General features: G+C 65.3%; 20 protein-coding genes. 15 read left to right on the top strand and 5 right to left on the bottom strand.

Annotated features, from left to right (window positions below; translation table 11 throughout):
- Positions 1–27 precede the first annotated feature (27 nt).
- Positions 28–1,134 (bottom strand): DNA polymerase IV, encoded by a 1,107-nt coding sequence (gene dinB / locus BRAS3809_RS04655; protein WP_008960947.1) that lies wholly within the window; start codon positions 1,132–1,134, stop codon positions 28–30.
- Between the two features lie 370 nt (positions 1,135–1,504).
- On the opposite strand from dinB, the gene BRAS3809_RS04650 reads away from it, so the two are divergent.
- On the top strand, positions 1,505–2,410 hold the full coding sequence (locus BRAS3809_RS04650) for a ribonuclease Z (RefSeq protein WP_008960946.1): 906 nt from the start codon (positions 1,505–1,507) through the stop codon (positions 2,408–2,410).
- A gap of 244 nt (positions 2,411–2,654) precedes the next feature.
- A complete protein-coding gene (locus BRAS3809_RS04645; RefSeq protein WP_008960945.1) occupies positions 2,655–4,553 on the top strand; it encodes a potassium transporter Kup in 1,899 nt (632 codons plus the stop codon).
- Positions 4,554–4,660: 107 nt separating this feature from the next.
- Here BRAS3809_RS04645 and BRAS3809_RS04640 read toward each other — a convergent pair whose 3' ends face one another.
- Positions 4,661–4,909: a hypothetical protein gene (locus BRAS3809_RS04640; protein ID WP_008960944.1), complete on the bottom strand. Its 249-nt coding sequence runs from the start codon at positions 4,907–4,909 to the stop codon at positions 4,661–4,663.
- A gap of 46 nt (positions 4,910–4,955) precedes the next feature.
- Positions 4,956–5,801 carry a Crp/Fnr family transcriptional regulator gene (locus tag BRAS3809_RS35705; RefSeq protein ID WP_170323251.1) on the bottom strand — a complete coding sequence of 282 codons (846 nt, stop codon included), beginning with the start codon at positions 5,799–5,801 and terminating at the stop codon, positions 4,956–4,958.
- Positions 5,802–6,195: 394 nt separating this feature from the next.
- Here BRAS3809_RS35705 and BRAS3809_RS04630 point away from each other — a divergent pair, with 394 nt between their 5' ends.
- The 13 genes from BRAS3809_RS04630 to BRAS3809_RS04570 are packed head-to-tail and all read left to right on the top strand — an operon-like array spanning position 6,196 to position 20,178.
- Positions 6,196–8,493: an FdhF/YdeP family oxidoreductase gene (locus tag BRAS3809_RS04630; RefSeq protein ID WP_008960942.1), complete on the top strand. Its 2,298-nt coding sequence runs from the start codon at positions 6,196–6,198 to the stop codon at positions 8,491–8,493.
- Between the two features lie 34 nt (positions 8,494–8,527).
- Positions 8,528–9,181 carry a cytochrome c3 family protein gene (locus BRAS3809_RS04625; protein ID WP_008960941.1) on the top strand — a complete coding sequence of 218 codons (654 nt, stop codon included), beginning with the start codon at positions 8,528–8,530 and terminating at the stop codon, positions 9,179–9,181.
- On the top strand, positions 9,169–12,003 hold the full coding sequence (locus BRAS3809_RS04620) for a 4Fe-4S dicluster domain-containing protein (RefSeq protein WP_008960940.1): 2,835 nt from the start codon (positions 9,169–9,171) through the stop codon (positions 12,001–12,003). Before BRAS3809_RS04625 ends, BRAS3809_RS04620 begins: the two co-directional genes overlap by 13 nt.
- Entirely contained in the window at positions 12,000–13,367 is a 1,368-nt protein-coding gene (nrfD, locus tag BRAS3809_RS04615) for an NrfD/PsrC family molybdoenzyme membrane anchor subunit (protein WP_008960939.1), read from the top strand. The genes BRAS3809_RS04620 and nrfD overlap by 4 nt, the downstream gene beginning before the upstream one ends.
- Complete coding sequence (locus BRAS3809_RS04610; protein WP_008960938.1) at positions 13,364–13,882, top strand: DUF3341 domain-containing protein; 519 nt, start codon at positions 13,364–13,366, stop codon at positions 13,880–13,882. Before nrfD ends, BRAS3809_RS04610 begins: the two co-directional genes overlap by 4 nt.
- On the top strand, positions 13,879–14,406 hold the full coding sequence (locus BRAS3809_RS04605; RefSeq protein ID WP_008960937.1) for a c-type cytochrome: 528 nt from the start codon (positions 13,879–13,881) through the stop codon (positions 14,404–14,406). The genes BRAS3809_RS04610 and BRAS3809_RS04605 overlap by 4 nt, the downstream gene beginning before the upstream one ends.
- Entirely contained in the window at positions 14,403–15,473 is a 1,071-nt protein-coding gene (locus BRAS3809_RS04600) for a hypothetical protein (protein WP_008960936.1), read from the top strand. The genes BRAS3809_RS04605 and BRAS3809_RS04600 overlap by 4 nt, the downstream gene beginning before the upstream one ends.
- Positions 15,463–15,867 carry a hypothetical protein gene (locus BRAS3809_RS04595; RefSeq protein ID WP_035655256.1) on the top strand — a complete coding sequence of 135 codons (405 nt, stop codon included), beginning with the start codon at positions 15,463–15,465 and terminating at the stop codon, positions 15,865–15,867. Before BRAS3809_RS04600 ends, BRAS3809_RS04595 begins: the two co-directional genes overlap by 11 nt.
- On the top strand, positions 15,864–16,637 hold the full coding sequence (locus BRAS3809_RS04590) for an SCO family protein (protein ID WP_008960934.1): 774 nt from the start codon (positions 15,864–15,866) through the stop codon (positions 16,635–16,637). Before BRAS3809_RS04595 ends, BRAS3809_RS04590 begins: the two co-directional genes overlap by 4 nt.
- Positions 16,634–17,575 carry a cytochrome c oxidase subunit II gene (coxB, locus tag BRAS3809_RS04585; protein WP_008960933.1) on the top strand — a complete coding sequence of 314 codons (942 nt, stop codon included), beginning with the start codon at positions 16,634–16,636 and terminating at the stop codon, positions 17,573–17,575. Before BRAS3809_RS04590 ends, coxB begins: the two co-directional genes overlap by 4 nt.
- Positions 17,568–19,241 carry a cytochrome c oxidase subunit I gene (locus tag BRAS3809_RS04580; protein WP_008960932.1) on the top strand — a complete coding sequence of 558 codons (1,674 nt, stop codon included), beginning with the start codon at positions 17,568–17,570 and terminating at the stop codon, positions 19,239–19,241. Before coxB ends, BRAS3809_RS04580 begins: the two co-directional genes overlap by 8 nt.
- Complete coding sequence (locus BRAS3809_RS04575; RefSeq protein ID WP_008960931.1) at positions 19,238–19,882, top strand: cytochrome c oxidase subunit 3; 645 nt, start codon at positions 19,238–19,240, stop codon at positions 19,880–19,882. Before BRAS3809_RS04580 ends, BRAS3809_RS04575 begins: the two co-directional genes overlap by 4 nt.
- On the top strand, positions 19,879–20,178 hold the full coding sequence (locus BRAS3809_RS04570) for a cytochrome C oxidase subunit IV family protein (RefSeq protein ID WP_008960930.1): 300 nt from the start codon (positions 19,879–19,881) through the stop codon (positions 20,176–20,178). Before BRAS3809_RS04575 ends, BRAS3809_RS04570 begins: the two co-directional genes overlap by 4 nt.
- A 41-nt stretch (positions 20,179–20,219) precedes the next feature.
- Here BRAS3809_RS04570 and BRAS3809_RS34320 read toward each other — a convergent pair whose 3' ends face one another.
- The gene (locus BRAS3809_RS34320) at positions 20,220–20,645 is read right to left on the bottom strand and encodes an RNA polymerase sigma factor region1.1 domain-containing protein (protein ID WP_008960929.1); all 426 of its coding nucleotides are present in this window, start codon (positions 20,643–20,645) and stop codon (positions 20,220–20,222) included.
- Between the two features lie 73 nt (positions 20,646–20,718).
- On the bottom strand, positions 20,719–21,357 hold the full coding sequence (locus tag BRAS3809_RS04560; RefSeq protein WP_008960928.1) for a PRC-barrel domain-containing protein: 639 nt from the start codon (positions 21,355–21,357) through the stop codon (positions 20,719–20,721).
- Positions 21,358–21,544 lie beyond the last annotated feature (187 nt).

Raw genomic sequence — 21,544 nt, 5'->3', positions numbered from 1 at the left:
ACGTGCGTGGTCCTCGCCGATTCTGGCTCAGATCGGCATGGCCAGCTGCGTCTCAACGCCGGCTTCGCCCTCCCGCAGCGATGACAGCGACACGCCGAGGAGCCGCACCGGCTTCTTCACGGGCATTTCCGCCTGAAGCAGCGCCAGCGACAGGTGCTCGAGCTCGGCGCGACTGGAGACCGCCGTGGCAACCGACCTGCTGCGCGTGATCATGTCGAAATCGGCGAACTTGACCCTCAGCGTGACCGTTCGTCCTCTGTTGCCGGTCGCTTCGCAGTGGCGCCAGACCTTGTCGATCAGCGGCTGCAACTCGGCTGCCATCGGCTCGAACTCCGTCAGGTCCGTCGCAAACGTGTTTTCCGCGCCGATCGATTTGCGGATGCGGTTGGCCCTGACCGGTCGATGATCGATGCCGCGCGAGATCCAGTAGTAGTAGCTGCCCGCCTTGCCGAAGTGATGCTGCAGGAAAGGCAGGGTCTGATTGCGAATATCGAGGCCGGTGTGAATGCCGAGTCCGTTGAACTTGGCCGCGGTCGCCGGGCCGATGCCGTGAAACCTGCCGACCGGCAGGCTCTCGACGAAGGCCGCACCCATCTCCGGGGAGATCACGTATTGACCGTTCGGCTTGCGATGATCCGAGGCCAGCTTCGCCAGGAACTTGTTGTAGGAGATGCCGGCGGAGGCATTGAGGCCGGTCTCGGCCTTGATCCTGGCGCGGATCTGCAGCGCGATGTCGCGCGCCAGCGGAATGCCCTGCAGATTGTCGGTGACGTCGAGATAGGCCTCGTCGAGCGACAGCGGTTCGATGATAGGCGTGTGCTCGGCGAAGATCGCGCGGATCTGCTGGCTGATCGCCTTGTAGACCTCGAAGCGCGGCTTGACGAAGATCAGGTCCGGGCACAGGCGCTTGGCGGTGACGGACGGCATCGCCGAGCGCACGCCGAACTTGCGCGCCTCGTAGCTCGCGGCCGCCACCACGCCGCGCTCGCGCGACCCGCCCACCGCCACCGGCCTGCCGCGCAGGTCGGGATTGTCCCGCTGCTCGACGGAGGCATAGAATGCATCCATGTCGATGTGGATGATTTTGCGGATGGCCGTCGGCGCGGCATCCGGGTCCGGACCGGAGCTTGGCATGCGCATGTTCTACCAGAGCCCGGCGCCAAAGTCTGTCAGCAGAGCGGCAGCGCGAGGATGTGCCCCACGAGCACAGGGCAGACGCATATGACCATGCGAGTCTGTCGCGAAATCGTCTCCACATCGTCATGCCCGGGCTCCGTCCCGGGCATCCACGTCGTTCTCAGGACGCCGGCCGACGTGGATGGCCGGGACAAACCCGGCCATGACGACGCGGAGAGAGTTGAGCACCGACTTCGATCGTCATGCGCGATAGACCTGCAGGACAGCGCGAGCGGTCGGCAACTTGATCCAGCCGGCGGAGCCGGATGCGGTCGCATGGCGGCTCCGCGAATGCTTTCGCGGCCAGATCCGGTGTAACGTCGCGCCGATGTTCGAATTGATCTTCCTGGGAACCTCGGCGAGCGTTCCGTCGCCGGACCGCAACCATCCGGGTCTCCTGGTCCAGGCCGGCGGGCAGCGGATCCTGGTCGATTGCGGCGAGGGCATTCAGCGCCAGCTGCTGGCGAGCGGGGCGGGCTTTCGGCGGCTCGACCGCATCCTGCTCACCCACGGGCATCTCGACCACATCCTCGGCATTCCCGGACTGTTTTCGACGCTGCGGCTGCGCCGGAGCGCCGAAATCATGACCGTTCATGGCAGCCCGGATACGCTCGACGTTGTCATCCGCATGCTCGCGGGGCTGTGGGGCGAGGGCCGCGCGCCGATCCCGCTTCAGCTCGTCCCGCTCACGTCCGGACAGGTCCTCGACGCCGGCGGCTTCACGATCAACGGCTTTCCGGTCCGGCATCGCGACACCGCCAGCTTCGGCTTCGCCTTCGTCAGCCCGGCGCGCCGTCACCTGCTGCCGGAGCGCCTCGCGGCCCTCGCGGTGCCGGATGGGCCGTTGCGAAAGATGCTGGCGGAGGGCCGGGCGGTCACGCGCGATGATGGCCGCATCATCATGCCCGAGGACGTCCTCGGTCCCCCGCGCGGCGGCAAGAAGCTCGTCATCGTCGGGGATACCGAGACCACCGATGATCTGCAGCAGCATGTCCGCGACGCGGACGTGCTGGTGATCGAGGCGACTTTTCTCCAGCGCGACGCCGCCACCGCCCGCGACTATGGTCACCTGACCGCCGCGGAGGCCGCCACGCTCGCGGCGACGAGCAATATCGGTCAGCTCGTCCTGAACCATATCTCCGGCCGCTACACCGACGACGAGATCCTGGACGAGGCGAGGGCGGTGTTTCCGGCGACCCGCATCGCGTCGGATTTCGACCGGCTCACCGTCTAGCCGCTCGTCTCCGGCTCGTGAGACGTCCATGGTCGCGACGTGAGCAGGATTCATGGAACCACCGCACCGCGATTTGCCTTTGGAACGGCCAGGACCACCTGTTCGTGCCGCAGGGATGAGCTGGGAATGATGGAGGTCGCCTGGCCATCCTGCTGTCGCAACGCGCGATGATCGCTCGTATGATGGAGATCTCGCGAACCGGCAGGCATGCCGTCTGCCAAACCTGCAGTCATCGGGTGTGACGTTGAACGACCTGAAGTCCTCGGCCAGCGCGAGCCTCGCGCACCAGCCGCCGCAAGGCCGGCTCAGCCTGCTTGCACTGTCCGCGCTGGGCATCGTGTTCGGCGATATCGGCACCAGCCCGCTCTATACCTTCAAGACGATCCTCGGCACCGGCGGCCAGCCGACGGGCGCCGTCGCCGTGCTCGGCGCGCTGTCGCTGGTGATCTGGACGCTGTTCATCATCACGACCGTCAAATACGTGCTGTTCGCGATGCGCGTCGACAATGACGGCGAGGGCGGCATCCTGGCGCTGATGGCGCTGCTCGGCGTGAAGCGCCAGCGGCGGCCGACGATCGTCGCGCTCGGCCTGTTCGGCGCGGCGCTGATCTATGGCGATGGCGCGATCACGCCGGCCATTTCCGTGCTGTCGGCGCTCGAAGGCCTGAACATGGCGGCACCCGCGCTGCAGCCCTATGTCGTGCCGGCGGCCGTCGTCATTCTGCTCGCGCTGTTCGCGATCCAGTCGCGCGGCACGGCCTCGATCGGCCGGCTGTTCGGGCCGGTCATGCTGCTGTGGTTCGTGACCATCGCGGTGTTGGGACTGGTCGGGATCGCCAGGCACCCGGCGGTGTTCGCGGCGCTCAATCCGAGCTACGGATGGTCCTATCTGGTGTCCAACGGGGCCACCGGATTCCTCGTGCTCGGCTCGGTGTTCCTGTGCGTGACCGGCGCAGAGGCGCTCTATGCCGACATGGGGCATTTCGGCGCCGGCCCGATCAAGCTCGCCTGGTTCGCGATCGTGTTTCCCAGCCTCATCATCAACTACGCCGGCCAGGCGGCGCTGGTGATCGACGGCGCGCCGACGGACGGCAACATCTTCTTCAGGCTCTGCCCGGACGGGCTGCTGCTGCCGCTGATCGGGCTTGCGACATTGGCGACCATCATCGCCAGCCAGTCCGTCATCACCGGCGCATTCTCCATGACCCGGCAGGCGATCCAGCTCGGCTGGATGCCGCGGCTGGCGATCAAGCAGACCTCGTCGGAAGGCTACGGCCAGATCTATGTCGGTGCTGTGAACTGGCTGCTGATGGTGGTCACGGTGAGCCTGACGATCGGGTTCGGCAAGTCGGACAATCTGGCCTCGGCCTATGGCATCGCGGTGTCGCTGACGATGCTGATGACGTCGGCGCTGCTGTTCATCGCGATGCGCGAGATCTGGCATTGGAGCCTGTTCGCGGCCGGCGCGGCGGCGGGCCTGTTCCTGACCATCGACAGCGCGTTCTTCCTGGCCAATCTCACCAAGATCGCCGAGGGCGGCTACGTGCCGCTGCTGCTCGCGACGAGCGTCTACGGCGTGATGTGGATCTGGCACCGCGGCGCGGCGGCCGTGTCCGAACGCATGCGCGAGCGGCTGATCCCGGTGCCGCAGTTCATGGCCGAGATCGCCGAGAAGAAGGTCCCCAGAGTCCCCGGTACGGCTGTGTTCCTGACCCGGACGGAACGCGACACGCCGCCCGTGATGCTATGGCACGTCAAGCACAACCGCGCGCTGCATGAGCACCTGCTGGTGCTGCGGGTGGAGGTGGTCTCGATTCCCTGGGTCGCCCCGGGCGATCGGCTCAAGATCGAGGAGGTCGCGCCGGATGTCTGGCGGGCCGAGGCGACGTTCGGCTTCATGGAGCGGCCGCACATTCCCGAACTGCTCAACGCCAGCAAGGCACGCGGCTGCCGCATCGATCTCGACGATATCACCTATTATGTCGGCCACGAGACGGTCACCGCACGCGATGATGGCAAGGGGTTGCCGGCATGGCAGGAGCAGTTGTTTGCTGCGATGGAGCGCAACTCGCTCCACGTCAGCGATTTCTTCAGCCTTCCGCGCGACAGCGTGGTCGAGATCGGCCGCCAGGTCGCCATCTAGGTGGCGTCGGTTCCGATCTGCTGACGAGCAAAGCGCCGACGATCAGAGGTCGCCGCTTTCAGAGCGCAGCAAGCGGTTGAACCTCGCAAGGGCGGCAGGCGCGGCACTCACCTTCGCCTTGCACTCCTCAGACCCAGCAGAAACGCGATCAGCAGCGACGAAAGCGGGGCGTCGCGAACGACGTTGCGCAAGACGCTGAGCGGCATGCCCGGCTTCTGTCCTGCGTTCACGGCGTGGCGCACCTGATTCGCGGCTTGCCTGACCACGTCGGCGAACGAAGCGATGGCGGATGTCTTGTACCTGGCAGGATAGAGCCCCTCATAGATGAATGGCGGGAGCGCGGGATCTTCGCTCATGATTGTCTCTCGGGTTGCCGTCTGCGCCTGGCTCGAACGCCGAGCATCAATGTCGCGGAAGGCGGGATGGTTCCGCGCCTCCGCCTGGCTGGCCTGCCGGCGCGTGGGTCGGCGCATCGCACCGGCTGGTGAGTTGCCGCGCATATTCGCGCTCGATCAGCCCGAAGCAGGCACAGGCGGCTTTCCGAAGCTCTGCGGGATCCGCGACGATGATGTGGGCCCGTTCGTTCCTGATCAGTCCATTCTGCTCCAGAACGCTGACGCATTCGGTGACGCTTGCTCGTCTCACGCCCAACAGATTGCTCAGGACCTGATGCGTGAGCGGAACGTGATCGTCGTCGAGCACCTCGCAAGCGACGAGCAGCCAGCGGGCGAGCCTCTGCTTGAGAGGATGGACCGCATTGCAGACGCCGGCCTGCGACGTCTGGACCATGACGACCGCGAGATATTTGAGAAGTGCGTGGCGGAACGCCGGCAGCGCCTCCGCCAGCTGCAGGAAATCGTGCGTCGGGATCCGGATCGCATTGCCGCCGACGTGAACAATGCGCCGGTGGGCTGGCATATGGTCGTGACCCGACAGCATGAGGATGGCGCCAACGACACCCTCTCGTCCGACCAGCCATGCATCGAGAAAACGGTTGTGATCCACCTTCGCGGCGACTGAGACGAGCCCGTCGGTCGGAAAGTAGACGTGCTCCATCGAACACCGCCAATGATGGAGTATCTGTCGTGGCCGGAGGTGGACGCGCTCAGCTCTTGCAAGCACGCGTTTCAGTTCGTCGTCGGGCAGGATGGCCAGAATTCGATTGTGCCGTGCGCTTGCAGCCTGGTCGCTAACGAGCCGGTCCATCTTTGTCACATAGCTGATTCTGGCGGCGACGCGGCCGACCATCAAACTCCGCCTTGCGACCCGCTGCGGACATGGCGGCTGCACCCTGGGTGCGGCCCGCCGCACACAAGCAGAACGTCGACACGCCGATCTCGTTCCAAGCCACTCAGCGTGGGCCGGCACCACGGCTTTCTCCAGCGCGCCGCTCGGCCGCCTGCCTCCGGAGCGATGGGAGCGCAACAAGGCGCGGCACAGCCGGCGGATTGTTGGTGCGCTAGCGTGCGGAGTTTCTTTTCGTCGTCCGCGCCAGCGCTCGCGCAGCAGAGCCATCCCCTTGCCGGACGTGGTGTTTTCGAGATCGGTTGGCAAGGCGGACGTCGGAACGAACACTGGAACATCGTGCGATGAACTGGCGTTGCAGGAGCGGTGGGCTGACAGCGTTTGAAAGTGGCATGAGATGGTTCAGGCAAGCAGGACATCCGACGTCGATGCTGACGACACCGTCGAATATGATGGCCCGTCCGGAGGCTGGGGCTCCCTCGAAGGCATCGCGCGAATCTTCGGTAAGGAGTGGACGTCACCGGGCGTCTTGAACACGCTGCGGCGGCAGAACAAGCCCCGGGGCTTCATGTGCGTGTCCTGCTCATGGGCGAAGCCGGCCGATTATCATGCGTTCGAGTTCTGCGAGAACGGCGCGAAGGCGACGCTCTGGGAGCTGACGTCCCGGCGGTGCACGCCGGAATTCTTTGCCAAGCACACGCTCACCGAATTGCTGGACTGGAGCGATTACGATCTCGAGCAGCAGGGACGCCTGACGCATCCCCTGCGGTATGACAGCGGATCCGACCAGTACGTGCCATGCGGCTGGGACGAAGCCTTCCAGGCCATCGGCGCGCAGCTCAAGGCGCTCGACCCAAAATCCGTCGTGTTCTACTCCTCCGGCCGGGCCAGCCTGGAAACGTCCTATCTCTACGCATTGTTCGCGCGCGTCTACGGCAACAACAACCTGCCGGACAGTTCCAACATGTGCCACGAGACGACCTCCGTGGCGCTCAAGCAGCTGATCGGCGCCGGCGTCGGAACGGTCGTTTTCCAGGATCTCAGCAATTGCGACGCGATGTTCTTCTTCGGACAGAACACCGGATCGAACAGTCCGCGCTTTCTGCATCCGCTGCAGGACGCGGCGAAGCGAGGCGTGCAGATCATCACCTTCAATCCCGTGCGCGAGAAGGGGCTGGAGGTCTTCGTCAATCCGCAGAATCCGGCTGAGATGCTGACAGGGAAGGCGACGCAGATCAGCAGCCAATATCACCAGGTGAAGGTCGGGGGCGACATCGGGGTCATTCTCGGCATCTGCAAGCATGTGTTCGCCGCGGACGACAAAGCCAAGGCCGAAGGGAAGAGGGTGCTCGACACCGCCTTCATCGAGCAGCACACCAAAGGTTTCGAATCCTTCGAGGCAAAGGTTCGTGCCACGTCCTGGGACGACATCGAGGCCGCCTCCGGCCTGAGCCGCGCCGCCATCGAGGGAGCAGCGCAGGTCTATGTCGAGGCCGATCGCGTCATCGGGATCTACGGCATGGGTCTGACCCAGCACGTTCACGGCTTCGAGAACGTCGCGATGCTCGTCAACATGCTCCTCCTCAAGGGCAATATCGGGCGCGACGGCACCGGTATCTCGCCGGTGCGCGGCCATTCCAACGTGCAGGGTCAGCGTACGGTCGGCATTTCGGAGAAGCCCGAGCTTGTGCCGCTCGACAAATATGCCAGGCAGTTCGGCTTCGAGCCGCCGCGCGACAAGGGTATGAACACCGTCGAGACCTGCGAAGGCGTCCTGTCGCGCAAGGTCAAGGCGTTCTTCGGACTCGGGGGTAATTTCGTTCGCGCCATCCCGGAGCGGGGCAAGATGGAAGCGGCCTGGCGAGACCTCGAGCTCACTGTGCAGATCGCGACCAAGCTCAACCGCAGCCACCTCGTGCACGGCAAGGTCGCCTATCTCCTGCCGTGCCTTGGCCGGACCGAACAGGACGTTCAAGCGAGCGGTCCGCAGGCGGTCACCATGGAAGACACGTTCAGCTGCATCCAGGGCTCGATCGGCCTGCGCAAGCCAGCGAGCGAGCATCTGAAGTCCGAGGTCGCGATCGTCGCCGGGCTCGCCAAGGCCACCCTGCCGCCGAACCCGAAGCTGACATGGGACGCCTGGGCCGGCGATTACGGCCTGATCCGCGACCAGATCGAAGAGACCTATCCGGACAAACTCCACGACTTCAACGCGCGCATGTTCACGCCCGGCGGATTCTACCTTGGCAATTCGGCACGCGAGCGGATCTGGAAGACGAAGAGCGGAAAAGCCGAGTTCACCGTGCCGCAGACGCTGAGCTCGACCGGCTTCGACGACGCGCCGGGTCGATACCGTCTCCTCACCATGCGCAGTAACGATCAGTTCAACACGACGATCTACGGCTACAGCGACCGGCTGCGCGGCATCGAGGGCACGCGGGATGTGCTGCTGATGAATCCGGATGAGATCCGGCGCGCCGGACTTTCGGAAGGCCAGATGGTCTCGCTGATCAGCGATGCCGAAGACGGTGTCGAGCGGGAAGTCGGACCGCTGAAGGTGACGCCGTTCAGGCTGCCGGACGGCTGCGTCGGCGCGTACTACCCGGAAATGAATCCGCTCATTCCCCTGTCACACCACGACATCCATTCCAAGACGCCGGCCGCCAAATCGGTGCCCGTCCGCATTCGCGCGTGATCTCACAAGGTCGGAGCTGCAAAGGGGGGCATGAATGCAGCTGTTCCGCCCGGGCGCGAATACGATTGCGCTGCTGATCATGGCCGCGATCGGCGCCGCTCCGGTCCTCGCCGTCGGCGTCTCCTACGGAGTGATGCGCTCGCCTTACATCACCGACCAGAACATCACCCGTAACCAGCCGGTGCCGTTCAGCCACGAGCATCACGTCTCCGGGCTCGGGCTCGATTGCCGCTATTGCCACACCTCGGTCGAGAAGGCGCGCTTCGCCGGCATTCCGCCGACCGAGACCTGCATGACCTGTCACTCGCAGATCTGGACCAATGCGGAAATGCTGGCGCCCGTGCGTGAGAGTCTCGCCAACGACAAGCCCATCTCCTGGCAGCGCGTGCACCGGCTACCGGCCTACGTCTATTTCGATCACTCCGTGCACGTCGCGAAGGGCGTCGGCTGCACCACCTGTCACGGCGATGTCGGGCAGATGCGGCTGATGCGCCAGGCGGCGCCGCTGACGATGCAATGGTGTCTCGACTGCCATCGCGCGCCCGAACCCTACCTGCGGCCGCACGAAGCGGTGTTCGATCCCAAATGGCAGCCGCCGCCGAACCAGGCCGAGATCGGGCCCAAGCTCGCCGCGAGCTACCACATCAACACCGGTCACTTGACGGATTGCACCGTATGTCATCGCTGAAGGAGTTGCCGACCCGACCCGCCGCAGCCGGATTGAGCCGGCTCAACCGGCGACAGGCGCTCAGCCTGCTGGCCACGAGCCTCGCCAGCGGGCTTGCCGCGTGCAGCAAGCCGAACGAGCAGATCATTCCCTATGTCAGGATGCCCGAGCGGATCGTTCCCGGCGAGCCGCTCAAGTTCGCGACGACGCTGGCGCTCGCCGGCGTGGGGCGTGGCGCGATCGTGACGTCGATCGACGGCCGGCCGATCAAGGTCGAGGGCAATCCCCGCCATCCGGGCAGCCTCGGCGCGACCGATGTCTTCGCCGAGGCTGCGGTGCTGTCGCTGTATGATCCGGATCGCTCGCGCACCATCCTGCGGGATGGCGGGATCGCAACGCGGGCGGCGCTGGCCGCCGCGCTCTCCAATGGACGCTCGCAGGACGGCGACGGCCTGCGTCTGCTGACCGGCCGAACCACGTCTCCGACGCTGTTGCGGCAGATCGATGGTCTGCTGCAAGCGTTTCCCGCCGCAGCCTGGCATGCCTACGATCCCACCGATGACGACAACGCGCGCGAGGGTGCGCAACTCGCCTTCGGTCAGCCGCTGCGCAGCCTGCTGGAATTCGACAAGGCTCGCGTCATCGTCACGCTCGATGCCGACCCGCTCGGGCATGGCGCCGACCAGATCCGCATCGGGCGCGGCTTTGCCGCGCGTCGCAGCGGTGGTGCCGGGGCGTTTTCCCGGCTGTATTGCATCGAGAGCGCGCTCACGCTCACCGGTGCCAAGGCCGACGAACGTCTTGCACTTCATCCCGAAGCGATCGCGCATTTCGCAGTCGCGCTGGCGGCGGCGCTCGGCGCAAAGGTCGAGGTTTCCGATCTGCCGGAAAGCCAGCACGCGTTGCTGCAGCACGTGACTGCCGATCTGAAAGCTCATCCGGGCGAAGCGCTCGTCCTGGCCGGGCCGGCGATGTCCAGGGAGATGCACGCGCTCGTACATTGGATCAACGCCCAGCTGAATGCGCCCGTTCGGCTGATTGCGCCCATCGACCGGACGCCCGCGGGCAAGCAGGCCGGCACGCTGAAACAGCTGGTGGACGATCTCCGCGCCGGGCGCGTGCGGCAATTGGTGATGATCGGCGTCAACCCGGTTTATGACGCACCGGCCGACCTGCAATTTGCTGAACAGGCCGAGAAGGCCGCGTTCCGACTTCATATGGGCGTCTACGCCGACGAGACCGCGGCGATTGCCAACTGGCACGTGCCGCAGAATCACCCGTTGGAGACATGGTCCGACCTGCGTGCCTGCGACGGCACGGCGAGCATCGTCCAGCCGCTGATCAGGCCGCTGTACCAGACGTTTTCCGATCATGAGCTGCTCGCCTGGCTCGCCGGCGACGCCGACGCAAAGGCCTACGATCTGGTGCGGCAAACCTGGAAGGGGACCGCTTCCGAAGACTTCGAGACATGGTGGCAGCGCGCGCTGCACGAGGGAGTGATCGCAGGCAGCGCCGCGCCGCCCGTGGCCACTGCGGCGCCGACGTTGCCGACGCTGGCTCCGGCCGAGGCTCGCGCCAGCGAGTTCGATCTGGTGCTGCGTCCGGACCCGTGCCTGTGGGACGGCTCACTCGCCAACAATGCCTGGCTGCAGGAATGTCCAAAACCTCTCACCAAGCAGGTCTGGGGCAATGCGCTTGCGCTCGGTCCGGGTGATGCGGCCCGGCTGGGGCTCGGCTCCGGCGATGTCGTTTCCGTCCAGTCAAATGGGCGCTCGATCGAGGCCGCGGCGCTGGTCGAACCCGGCATGCCCGTCGGCGTAGTCGCGCTCTCGCTTGGCGGCGGCCGCAAGAGAGCCGGCGCGATCGGCAATCATGTCGGCGCCAATGCCTATGAGCTGCGAATCTCCGACAGCCCCTGGCGGATCTCCCAGGTGTCGATCCGACGCACCGGACGCCGCGAGCCGATCCTCACGACCCAGAACGTCGTCCGCACGCCCGAGGATGTCCGCGAGCTCTATCCTCTGCATCATCTGACGGACACGCTGCCGCCTGCTGCGAGCGCAAATCCGCCAAGCCTGATGCCGCAAACCGTCCGCCCTGACGACGGCCACGCCTGGGCCATGGTGATCGACACCTCCGTCTGCATCGGCTGCAACGCCTGCGTGGTCGCTTGTCAGGCCGAGAACAACGTTCCGGTGGTCGGTCCCGAGCAGGTCGCGATGGGGCGCGACATGCACTGGCTGCGTATCGATGCCTATGACCATGGTGCTGGTGACGCGCCGCAAATAGGCTTCCAGCCGGTGCCATGCATGCATTGCGAGCATGCGCCCTGCGAGCCGGTCTGTCCGGTCGCGGCCTCCGTGCATGACAGCGAAGGGCTGAATGGGCAGGTCTACAACCGCTGTATCGGCACGCGATTCTGCGAGGCGAACTGTCCCTACAAGGTGCGGCGGTTCAACTTCTTCGGCTATGCGGATGGCGAGGAATACGGCAATCTCGGCGCGGAATCCTATCGCGGACAGAAGAATCCGGAGGTCACGGTCCGCGCCCGCGGCGTGATGGAAAAATGCACCTATTGCGTCCAGCGCATCAGCGCTGCCCGCCGCGCCGCCGAACGCGACGACCGGCCGCTCGGCCCTGACGAGGTGCACACCGCCTGTCAGAGCGCCTGCCCGACGCGCGCGATCAGCTTCGGCGACATGAACCAGGCCGACGCGGGTATCAATCGCAGCAAGGCCGATCCGCGCCATTACGCTCTGCTGGGACATCTCGGCACGCGTCCGCGCACGACCTATCTGGCCGACATCCGCAACCCCGCGGCGCGCCCGGAGGGACGGACATGAGCCAGGTGCTCATTCCCTCTGATCCGCCGACACATCGCTGGATCGCGTCGTCGCTGGCTCGTGACGTCGGGGTGACGCAGGCCGTCGCCGATCCCGTGTTCACGAGCTTCGGCAGGACATGGTGGCTGGCGCTCCTCGCCAGCCTGCCGTTCGCGATCTGGCTGTTCTGCGCGATCGGCTGGCTCTTCTACCAGGGCATCGGCATCTGGGGCATCAACTCGACGATCGTCTGGGGAGTAGCCATCGCCAACTACGTCTGGTGGATCGGCATCGGCAATGCGGGAACGCTGATCTCGGCGATGCTGCTGCTGACCCGCCAGAAATGGCGCGCGTCCATCAATCGCTTCGCAGAAGCCATGACGCTGTTCGCGGTCGCCATCGCCGGGCTGATGCCGATCATCCATCTCGGCCGCCCGATCTATGCCTATTGGCTCGCGCCCTATCCGAACACGATGGCGTTGTGGCCGCAGTGGCGCAGCGCGCTGGTCTGGGACTTCTGGGCCATCGTCAGCTACCTGCTGTTCTCGATCCTGTTCTGGTATGTCAGCCTCATTCCAGACCTCGCGACGATGCGCGACCGCACGCCGTATCGTGCGGGACAGTTGATCTACGGCGCCTTCGCGCTTGGATGGCGCGGCTCGGCGCGCGAGTGGTCCCGGCTGCAGACGTTGCACACCACCATGGCTGCGCTCGGCGTGCCGCTGGTCTGCTCGGTTCATTCCATTGTCGGCCTCGACTTTGCCGCCAGCCTCATGCCCGGCTGGCAGGAGAGCATCTTCCCGCCCTACTTCGTGGTGGGGGCGATGTATTCCGGCTTTGCCATGGTGGTGCTGCTGGCCGCCGCGATCCGGTGGGGCTTCGGGCTTCAGGCGATCATCACGCGCCGCCATTTCGACGTGATGGGCCGCGTGCTGCTGATGGCCTCGATCGTCATGTTCTATTCCTATGCGACCGAATGGTTCATGGGCTGGTATGGCGGCGAGCACAGCGACCGCGAACTCGTGCGCTTCGAATTCACCGGCACCTATGCGCCGCTGTTCTGGGCGCTGCTGGCCTGCAACTGTGCGATCCCCCAGCTGCTGTGGTGGCCGACGGCGCGGCGCTCGCTGCCGATCCTGATTGCCATTGCGGTCGCGATCAATGTCGGGATGTGGCTGGAGCGTATTCTGATCGTGTGGAATACGCTGTCGCACGGCTACATGCCGTCACTGTGGCGGACGTTCCACTTCACCTTCTGGGACTGGACGTTCCTGATCGCGCCGCTCGGCTTCTTCGCCTTTCTCTTCCTGCTGTTCGTCCGTGTCGTGCCGAGTGTTTCGATGTTCGACATGCGCGAGCTCTCGCATGAGGAGCGCGCCGCATGACGGAGAGATTGCTCGCCGAGTTCCGGGACGATCGGGCGCTACAGGCGGGCTTGCAGCTCGTAAGAGGAGCCGGACACTCCGCACTGGAGGCGTTCACGCCCTATCCCATCGAGGGGCTGGCCGAACAGCTCGCACAGGATCGCTCGATGATCCGGCCGGTGATGCTGATCGGCGGAGCGGGCACGGCGGCGTTTGCATTGCTGCTGCAATGGTACAGCGCCGTCATGAACTATCCGATCGTGAGCGGTGGCAGGCCGCTGAACTCCTGGCAGGTGTTCCTGCTGGTGCCGTTCGAGGTCGGGGTGTTCGCGGCGGCGTTGGCCGGCGTGATCGCCTTCTTCCATTCATGCGGCCTGCCTCGGCTGCACGACTCGCTGTTTGCTGTGCCCGGCTTCGAACGCGCCACGCAGGACCGCTATTTCCTTCTGGTGGCCGCCGAGGACACGTCGACTGATTTGCGAGCGATGCTGCGCGATGCCGGCGCGCTCGGGGTGACGGAGGTGCGCGCGCCATGAAGGCCCGGCTGCTGTCATCGCTGATTCTGTGCGGGGCGCTCGCCGGCTGCGGCGATCACTCGATGTTCCGGCAGAACCGCTACGGCACCTTCTCGAAGGCTGCGCTGTTCAAGAATGGCAGCGAGGCGCAGCCGCTCCCGGTTGGCGTGGTGGCGCAGGGCGACCTCGCCCGCGCCGAGGCCGCCGGCAAGCCTCCGCCGGTCGACATGGCGCTGCTGTCGCGCGGCCGCGAGCGCTACGATATCTATTGCTCGCCCTGCCATGGCTATTCAGGCCGTGGCGACGGCATGATCGTTCAGCGCGGATTCCCGGCGCCGCCCTCCTACCACTCCGACCGGCTTCGCGCGGCCGACGCGCAGCACTTCTTCGACGTCATCACCAACGGCTATGGCGTGATGTACTCCTACGCCGCGCGGGTCGATGTGCGTGACCGATGGGCTATCGCTGCCTATATCCGCGCGCTGCAGCAGTCACAACATGTCGACGTCGCCGACGTCCCGGAGCTGAGGAGCAAGCTGCCGTGATCGCTGCGCACGGACATCATGCATTCGGTAGGCTCCGACGGCCGCGAGCCGCCGCTGGCGTCGCGCTGCTGGTCCTCGCGTCGCTTGTCGTTCTGGTGGCGGGGCTGTTGGGATCGCGTCCCACGCTGCTGCGCGGCTGGCTGTTTGCGTTCGCGGTCTGGAGCTGCATTCCGATCGGCAGCATGACGTTGCTTCTCATTCATCGCCTCACCGGCGGCCGTTGGGGCAGGGCGGCCGCCCCGGTGCTGCGGCCTTTCGCAGCGATGATGCCGTTGGTCGCCATCGCAGTCCTGCCGGTCCTGACCGGTCTCCGCGATATCTATCCGTGGGCATCCGATCCGACGCAGATCAAGCCGGATGTCGCGCGGTGGTATCTCAGCGAGCCCGCCTTCATCGCGCGCTCGGCGATCGCGCTCACCGGATGGTCGGTGCTCGGCGTGACATTTGCGCTGGACGCCGGCGGCCGCATCCTGGCCGCGCTTGGCCTGGCCTTTTTCGGGTTGATGATCAGCCTCGTCGCGGTCGATTGGTATCTGTCGCTGGAGCCGCATTACGTCGCCACGGCCTTCGCGTCCATGATCGCGATCCAGCAGCTTCTCGCGGCGCTCGCCGTCGTGGCCGTGATCTCGCCGCCTCAGTTCGAAGGCAGGGCCGTGAGCGACATCGCCGGGCTGCTGATCGCCACTCTGCTCGGCGTGGTCTATCTCGAATACATGACCTACGTGGTCGCCTGGTACGGCGATCTGCCCGACAAGGCGGCGTGGTTCCTCGAGCGCAGCCATGGCGCATGGCTCGTGGCGCTGCTGGCGAGCTTCATTCTTGGTGCGGTCCTCCCGTTCGCGCTGCTGCTGTTCGAATCCGTCCGCAGCAACCGTCTGGCGCTCCGCATCGTCGGGGCGCTGCTGCTGATCGGGACAATCCTGCACCTGGCTTGGCTGATCGTGCCGGTGTTCGTCGCGCAAGGTGCCGTTGTCGCGGCGGGCGTCGGCGTCCTTGTTGTCCTCGCGATCGCCTCCGTGCTGATCGCGGGTGAGGCGGCCTCGACGGAGGTGCGCCATGCCGACTGAGGAGATGGGCAGCCGCATTCTGCCGCAGCCGCCCGAGGTTGACGCGCGGGTCGTGTTGACAGTTGTCGGCGGGTTCCTGCTGATCGTCGCCGCGGCGGTGGTGGGACTCCTGGTCTTTCTCAAGGCCGATGTCCCTGGCGCGCTCGCGCCAAAACGCGAACGTCCATTTCCGGCGCCAACTCTGCAGACAACACCGCAAGGTGACCTCGCGAAGTTCGAGGCCGCGCAGCACGAGGCGTTGTCCGACTATGGCTGGATCGACCGGGATCGCGGCCTCGCGCATGTGCCGATCGACGATGCGATGCGGATGATCGCGGCGCGCGGCGAGCACGCCTATGACCCGCTGCCTGGGTCTTCCGACCCACCGGCCGATGCAGGTGGAGGCAAGCGATGAGGCGAGCCCTTCTCATCGTCGTGCTGGCAGCCTGGCCCGGCATCGCGTCCGCCGGACTGACGGAGCAGCAGATCGGCAGCGTCGCATTCGATCCTCGGCCTGGCGCGCGCGTCCCGATGGGGCTGTCCTTCACAAATCTCGCCGGCGAGACCGTCACCATGGCCCAGGCCATGGGCGAACGTCCGACGCTGCTGATCCCCGCCGATTTCACCTGCAAGCAGATCTGCGGTCCGGCACTGACCATCGCGAGCGCCGCCTTGCAGCAGACGGGCCTGGTCGCCGGCCGCGACTACAGTGTCGTCGTGATCGGGATCGATCCTCGCGATACGTTGGACGACGCTCGGCGCTTTACACAGGGGCAGATCGCGACGGTCGGGACGACGGTCCTGTCGGGCACACGCGAGTCGATCGGTCAGTTGCTTCAGGCCATCGGTTACCACGACGCATTCGATTCCGGCCGCGATGCCGTGGCCCATCCGGCCGCTTTCGCAACGCTCGGCGCCGACGGTCGTCTTGTCCGGATGCTTTCGAGCTTAGCGCTCCAGCCAACCGACCTGCGGCTCGCACTGCTCGAAGCCGGGCGTGGCCGCATCGGCGGCCTGGCCGGACGCATCGCACTGCTGTGCTATGGCTTTGACGCCGTGCATGGCGTCTATACGCGTCGCATCACCACGGTGCTGCGCATCGCGGGGGCCATCAGCGTGGCGCTGCTGGCAGGCGCGATCGGCCTGATGCTGCTGCGCAGCTCCAAGCGCGGAGCGTCGGCATGAATTCGCCCTTCAGCCTGCCGGAAGCGAGCACCCACGCGGTCACAGTGGACAGGATCTTCTATCTGTTGCTGGTCCTCTCCGGTGCGACGGTCGTGCTGGTGTTCGGGCTGATCCTGCTGTTTGCGGTCCGCTATCGCCGGGGATCATCGGCCAAGCGGGGACCGATGCCGGAATTCCTCCGCCGTGAATTCGAGATCGGCTGGACGCTGGCCACGCTGCTGAGCTTCGTGTTCCTGTTCTGGTGGGCGGGCTCGGCCGATCTCAGCAGCCTCGCCGCGCCGGCGGGATCGCTGGAAATCCATGTGGTTGCGAAGCAGTGGATGTGGAAAACGCAGCATCCGAGTGGCGCGCGCGAGATCAACGCGCTGCATGTCCCGCTCGGTCAGCCGGTTCACCTGCTGATGAGTTCACAGGACGTAATCCATTCGTTCTTCGTCCCGGCCTTCAGGGTCAAGCAGGACGTCGTTCCGGGTCGCGAGACCGACATCTGGTTCCAGGCCAGCAAGCTCGGCGTGTTTCCGCTGCTCTGCGCCGAATATTGCGGCACCGATCATTCGGTGATGCGCGGCAAGATCACCGTCATGCGGCCGGAGGATTACGCCAGATGGCTGGTGCAGCAGCCAGAGGGCGACGATCTCGCGCATGAAGGGGCAAAACTGTTCGTGTCGCAGGGCTGCTCCGGCTGTCACGCGGGATCATCGAACGTCCACGCGCCGCGGCTCGCCGGCATCTATGGCCGCATGGTGCAGCTGTCGGACGGGCGCACGGTGAAGGCGGACGACGGCTACATCCGGGACTCCATCCTGCAGCCGAAACGTGACGTCGTCGCAGGCTATGACGCGATCATGCCGAGCTTCAAGGGGCTCCTCGACGACGGCGAGCTCCAGAGCCTGACTGCCTATATTCGTTCGCTCGCGGAGGAGGGGTCTCATGACTGACGCTTTGCTCGCCGGAGATCTGCCGCTGCCGCCACGTCCTGATTATCTGCGACACGGCTCCACCATCGCCTCTTGGCTGACGACGACCGACCACAAGCGAATTGCGATCCTCTACGCGATCACCATCACCTTCTTCTTCTTTCTCGGCGGCGCCGCGGTGACGGCCGTGCGGCTCGAGCTGTTCGAGCCGAACGGATGGCTGCTGACGTCAGATACCTACAACAAGCTGTTCTCGTTCCACGGCATCATCATGGTCTGGTTCTTCCTGGTGCCGTCGATACCGAACACGCTCGGCAACTTCCTGCTGCCGCTGATGATCGGCGCGCCCGATGTGGCGTTTCCGCGCCTCAACCTCTTCAGCTGGTACCTGACGATCGCCGCAGGCGCGTTCACCGTCTATGCCCTGCTCGCCGGCGGCGTGGACACGGGCTGGACCTTCTATACGCCCTATTCCTCGATGTTCTCCAACAGCCATGTCTTCGCTGCCGCCGCGGGCGTCTTCGTGGTCGGCTTTGCCAGCATCGCCACCGGCGTCAACTTCATCGCGACCACGCATATGTTGCGCGCGCCCGGGATGACCTGGTTCCGTCTGCCGCTGTTCGTCTGGGCGATCTATGCGACCTCCCTCATCATGGTGCTCGCGACGCCCGTCCTGGCGATCTCGCTTCTGCTGGTGATCGCCGAACGCGTGCTCGGCCTGCCGATCTTCGATCCCGCGCGCGGTGGCGACCCGATCCTGTTCCAGCATCTGTTCTGGTTCTACTCCCATCCTGCGGTCTACATCATGGTCCTGCCGGCGATGGGCGTGGTGTCCGAGGTCATCCCATGCTTCGCGCGGCGGCGTATCTTCGGCTACGACTTCATGGTCTACGCGATGCTCGCCATCGCCGGGATCGGCTTCTTCGTCTGGGGCCACCATATGTTCGTGTCCGGCCAGTCAGCCTTGGCGAGCCTGGTCTTCTCCTTTCTCTCCTTCATCATCGCCGTGCCGTCCGCGATCAAGGTGTTCAACTGGACGGCCTCGCTGTTCCGCGGCCAGATCAGCTTCGAATCACCAATGCTCTATTCGCTCGGCTTCGTCGGACTGTTCACGACCGGCGGGCTGTCGGGACTGTTCCTCGCGTCGATCCCGGTCGACGTCCATGTGACGGACACCTACTTCGTCGTGGCGCATTTCCACTACATCATGGTCGGCGGCTCGGTTTCGGCGTTCTTCGCCGGCCTGCACTTCTGGTGGCCGAAGGTGACGGGCAAGCTCTATCCCGAGAGCTGGGCGAAGTTCGCGGCGATCCTGATGTATGCCGGCTTCAACATGACCTTTCTGCCGCAGTTTTTCGCGGGCTATCTCGGGATGCCGCGCCGCTACCATACCTATCCGGCGGAATTCCAGATCTACAACGTGATGTCGTCCGCGGGCGCCGGTGTGCTCGCGGTCGCCTATCTGCTGCCGCTCGGCTATCTCACCTGGTCGCTGTTCTATGGCGGGCGAGCGGGCAACAACCCGTGGGCCGCGACGGGCCTGGAATGGACCACGACGTCGCCGCCGCCGCCGAAGAACTTCGACCGGCAGCCGCGCGTCGACCGCGGTCCCTACGAATATCACGCCGAGGGCATGTCCGCCGGGACGGACGCGCCCGAGGTGCAGAACGCGAGGGACATCCGATGAGCGACGAGAGCGCACTGCTCAGAGAGCCCTGGTTCGACTTCGGCCGGCAACGCGAGGCCGGCAAATTCGGCATCTGGGTGTTCCTGGGCAGCGAGATGCTGTTCTTTGGCGCGCTGCTGCTCACCTACACGGTCTGCCGCATCGAGCATCCGGATGCGTTTGCGGCCGCGGGGCGGGCGACGAACATCTGGTACGGAACGATCAACACGGCCGTCCTGCTCACGAGCAGTCTCACGATGGCAATGGCCTCGCAGGCCGCGGCGTCTCCGGCGCGGCTCCGACGTCTCGTGCTCGCCTGCCTCCTCGCCACGGCGCTGCTGGGTCTCGCCTTCGTCGTCATCAAGGGCTTCGAATACAAGGAAGACATCGACAAGCACCTGGTGCCGGGCGCCGGTTTCGCCTTGCCGCAGCCCGGCGCTCAGCTCTTCTATGGTCTCTATTGGCTGGTCACCGGCGTCCATGCCGTGCACCTCTCGATCGGCATCGTTCTGGTCGGCCGGCTGTTCTGGGAGTTCTACCGGCGCGAGCTGCCGACGCAAGCCAACCCGGAGCTCGAGATCACCGCGCTGTATTGGCATCTCGTCGACATTGTCTGGATATTTCTCTACCCGCTGATCTATCTGCCGGGACGGTCGTCATGAGCGCGCCCCCTGGACACGCGACCGGCGCCGGCCGGCTGTGGCGGAAAAACCTCGTCATCTGGGCCGCGTTGCTCGCGTTGCTGCTGCTGAGCCTCGGCATCGCCTATGTACCGATGGGGCGGATCACGGTCGCAGCCGGCATCGTCATCGCGGTCATGAAGTCGGCGCTCGTGCTGCTGCTGTTCATGGAGCTTGCAAAATCGGGCTCGCTGATACGGCTCGCCGCGATCGCCGGGCTTGTCTTCCTGATTGCTATGTTCGGCCTGGCCCTGACGGATGTGCTGACTCGCACATGATCGGGGTTCGACCGCTCGCCGCGATCATGGGTGGAGCGCGATCACCAGTGAAAAAGCCAGCCGGCAACCAGCAGAAGGCCGCAACCCGTCGCGCCGGCGAGCAACACGATGAGGCCTGTTCGACCGCGTGGCTGCTCATCTGCGACGACCACCGGGAGGGCCCTGTCGCGCGAGGTGCTGCGGACAGGATCAGCGCCGAGCGACGGCGCGGCCGGGCCGGAGGCGGAGGTTGCGCTGAAGCTCGCCCGGATCGGCTGGCCATGCGGTCCAGACGCGGAAAGCTCTCGCGTGTCGATCTCGACCGGCACGCCGGCATCCTCCAATGTGGACATGACGCCCGCGAGTTCCTCCGCCGTCATGTCCTGCACCGGCAACATCGCCTTCAGGTCATCGGCGGTGACAACGCCGCGATTGCGCCCGAAGGCCACCAGCCGTTGGATGGCAATCGTTTCCGCCAATTTCGTCACGAGATGGACCTCGATCTGACCTGCGTGGGGGCCGGCGGCATGGGCCGCCGGTCATCGCGGAGCGCGACACGCGTCATGCGTGGTCGGCGTTCCACTTGCCTTGGTACTTGAACTCGGGAGCGGATTTCAGCTGGTCTGCGGTGGCATTCATGCTCGCACGCCATTTCTTCTGCCCGCCGTCATAGGTGATCGTCACCGCCGATGGCTTCACCGCGACGTAGTGCTCTCCCATGCCGAGGAATCCGCCGACGGACACGATATATGCGGCGGTCTGGCCATTCCGGTCGAGCGCGATGTCCTTGATCTCGCCGATATCCTTGTTGTTGCTATTGTAGACGTCGAGGCCGACCAGATTCGAGCTCAGTTCATCTTGCGATGGAACGGTCACGTAGGTCGCGCCGGCGCCTGGCGTCTGTCCGGCGGTGTCGGCGCTGTTGGTCGAGCCCGGCGCCGCGGCCGATGTGCCGGCATCGGCGATGGCGGCGACCTCGGTGAACTGGTCCGGGCTGATCGACATCACGACGGGATTGCCGTTCTGGTCCTTGGCGCGAACGAAGAACGAGGATGGCGAGACACGGATGTCGGTGTAGCCCGACTTCTGCAGCATCTGCGAGAGATTACCGCGCAAGTCGGCGTGGTGGTCGGAGGCTTGCGCCATGACGGCCGGTCCCAGGACGACGAGGGCAGCGCCTGCAAGCAGCAGTGATTTCATGTCATTCTCCTTTGTTGGTTGCTGCATGGCTTCAACGGCGATCTCTTCGGCGTGGTTGCATTAATTAGCGTTCAGCTCAGTCGGATGCCGCCTGAAGACGCGGCAAGCGGCGCGAGAGAAGGCCCGCAACCACTCTGAACGGAAAATCCGTGGGGCCGCGAACACAGGCGTTCGCTGATCCGCAACG

Source organism: Bradyrhizobium sp. STM 3809 (genome assembly GCF_000239795.1).
Lineage (GTDB): Bacteria > Pseudomonadota > Alphaproteobacteria > Rhizobiales > Xanthobacteraceae > Bradyrhizobium.
Note: the sequence above shows the minus strand (reverse complement) of the source record. Positions and strands in the feature narration are given on the sequence as shown.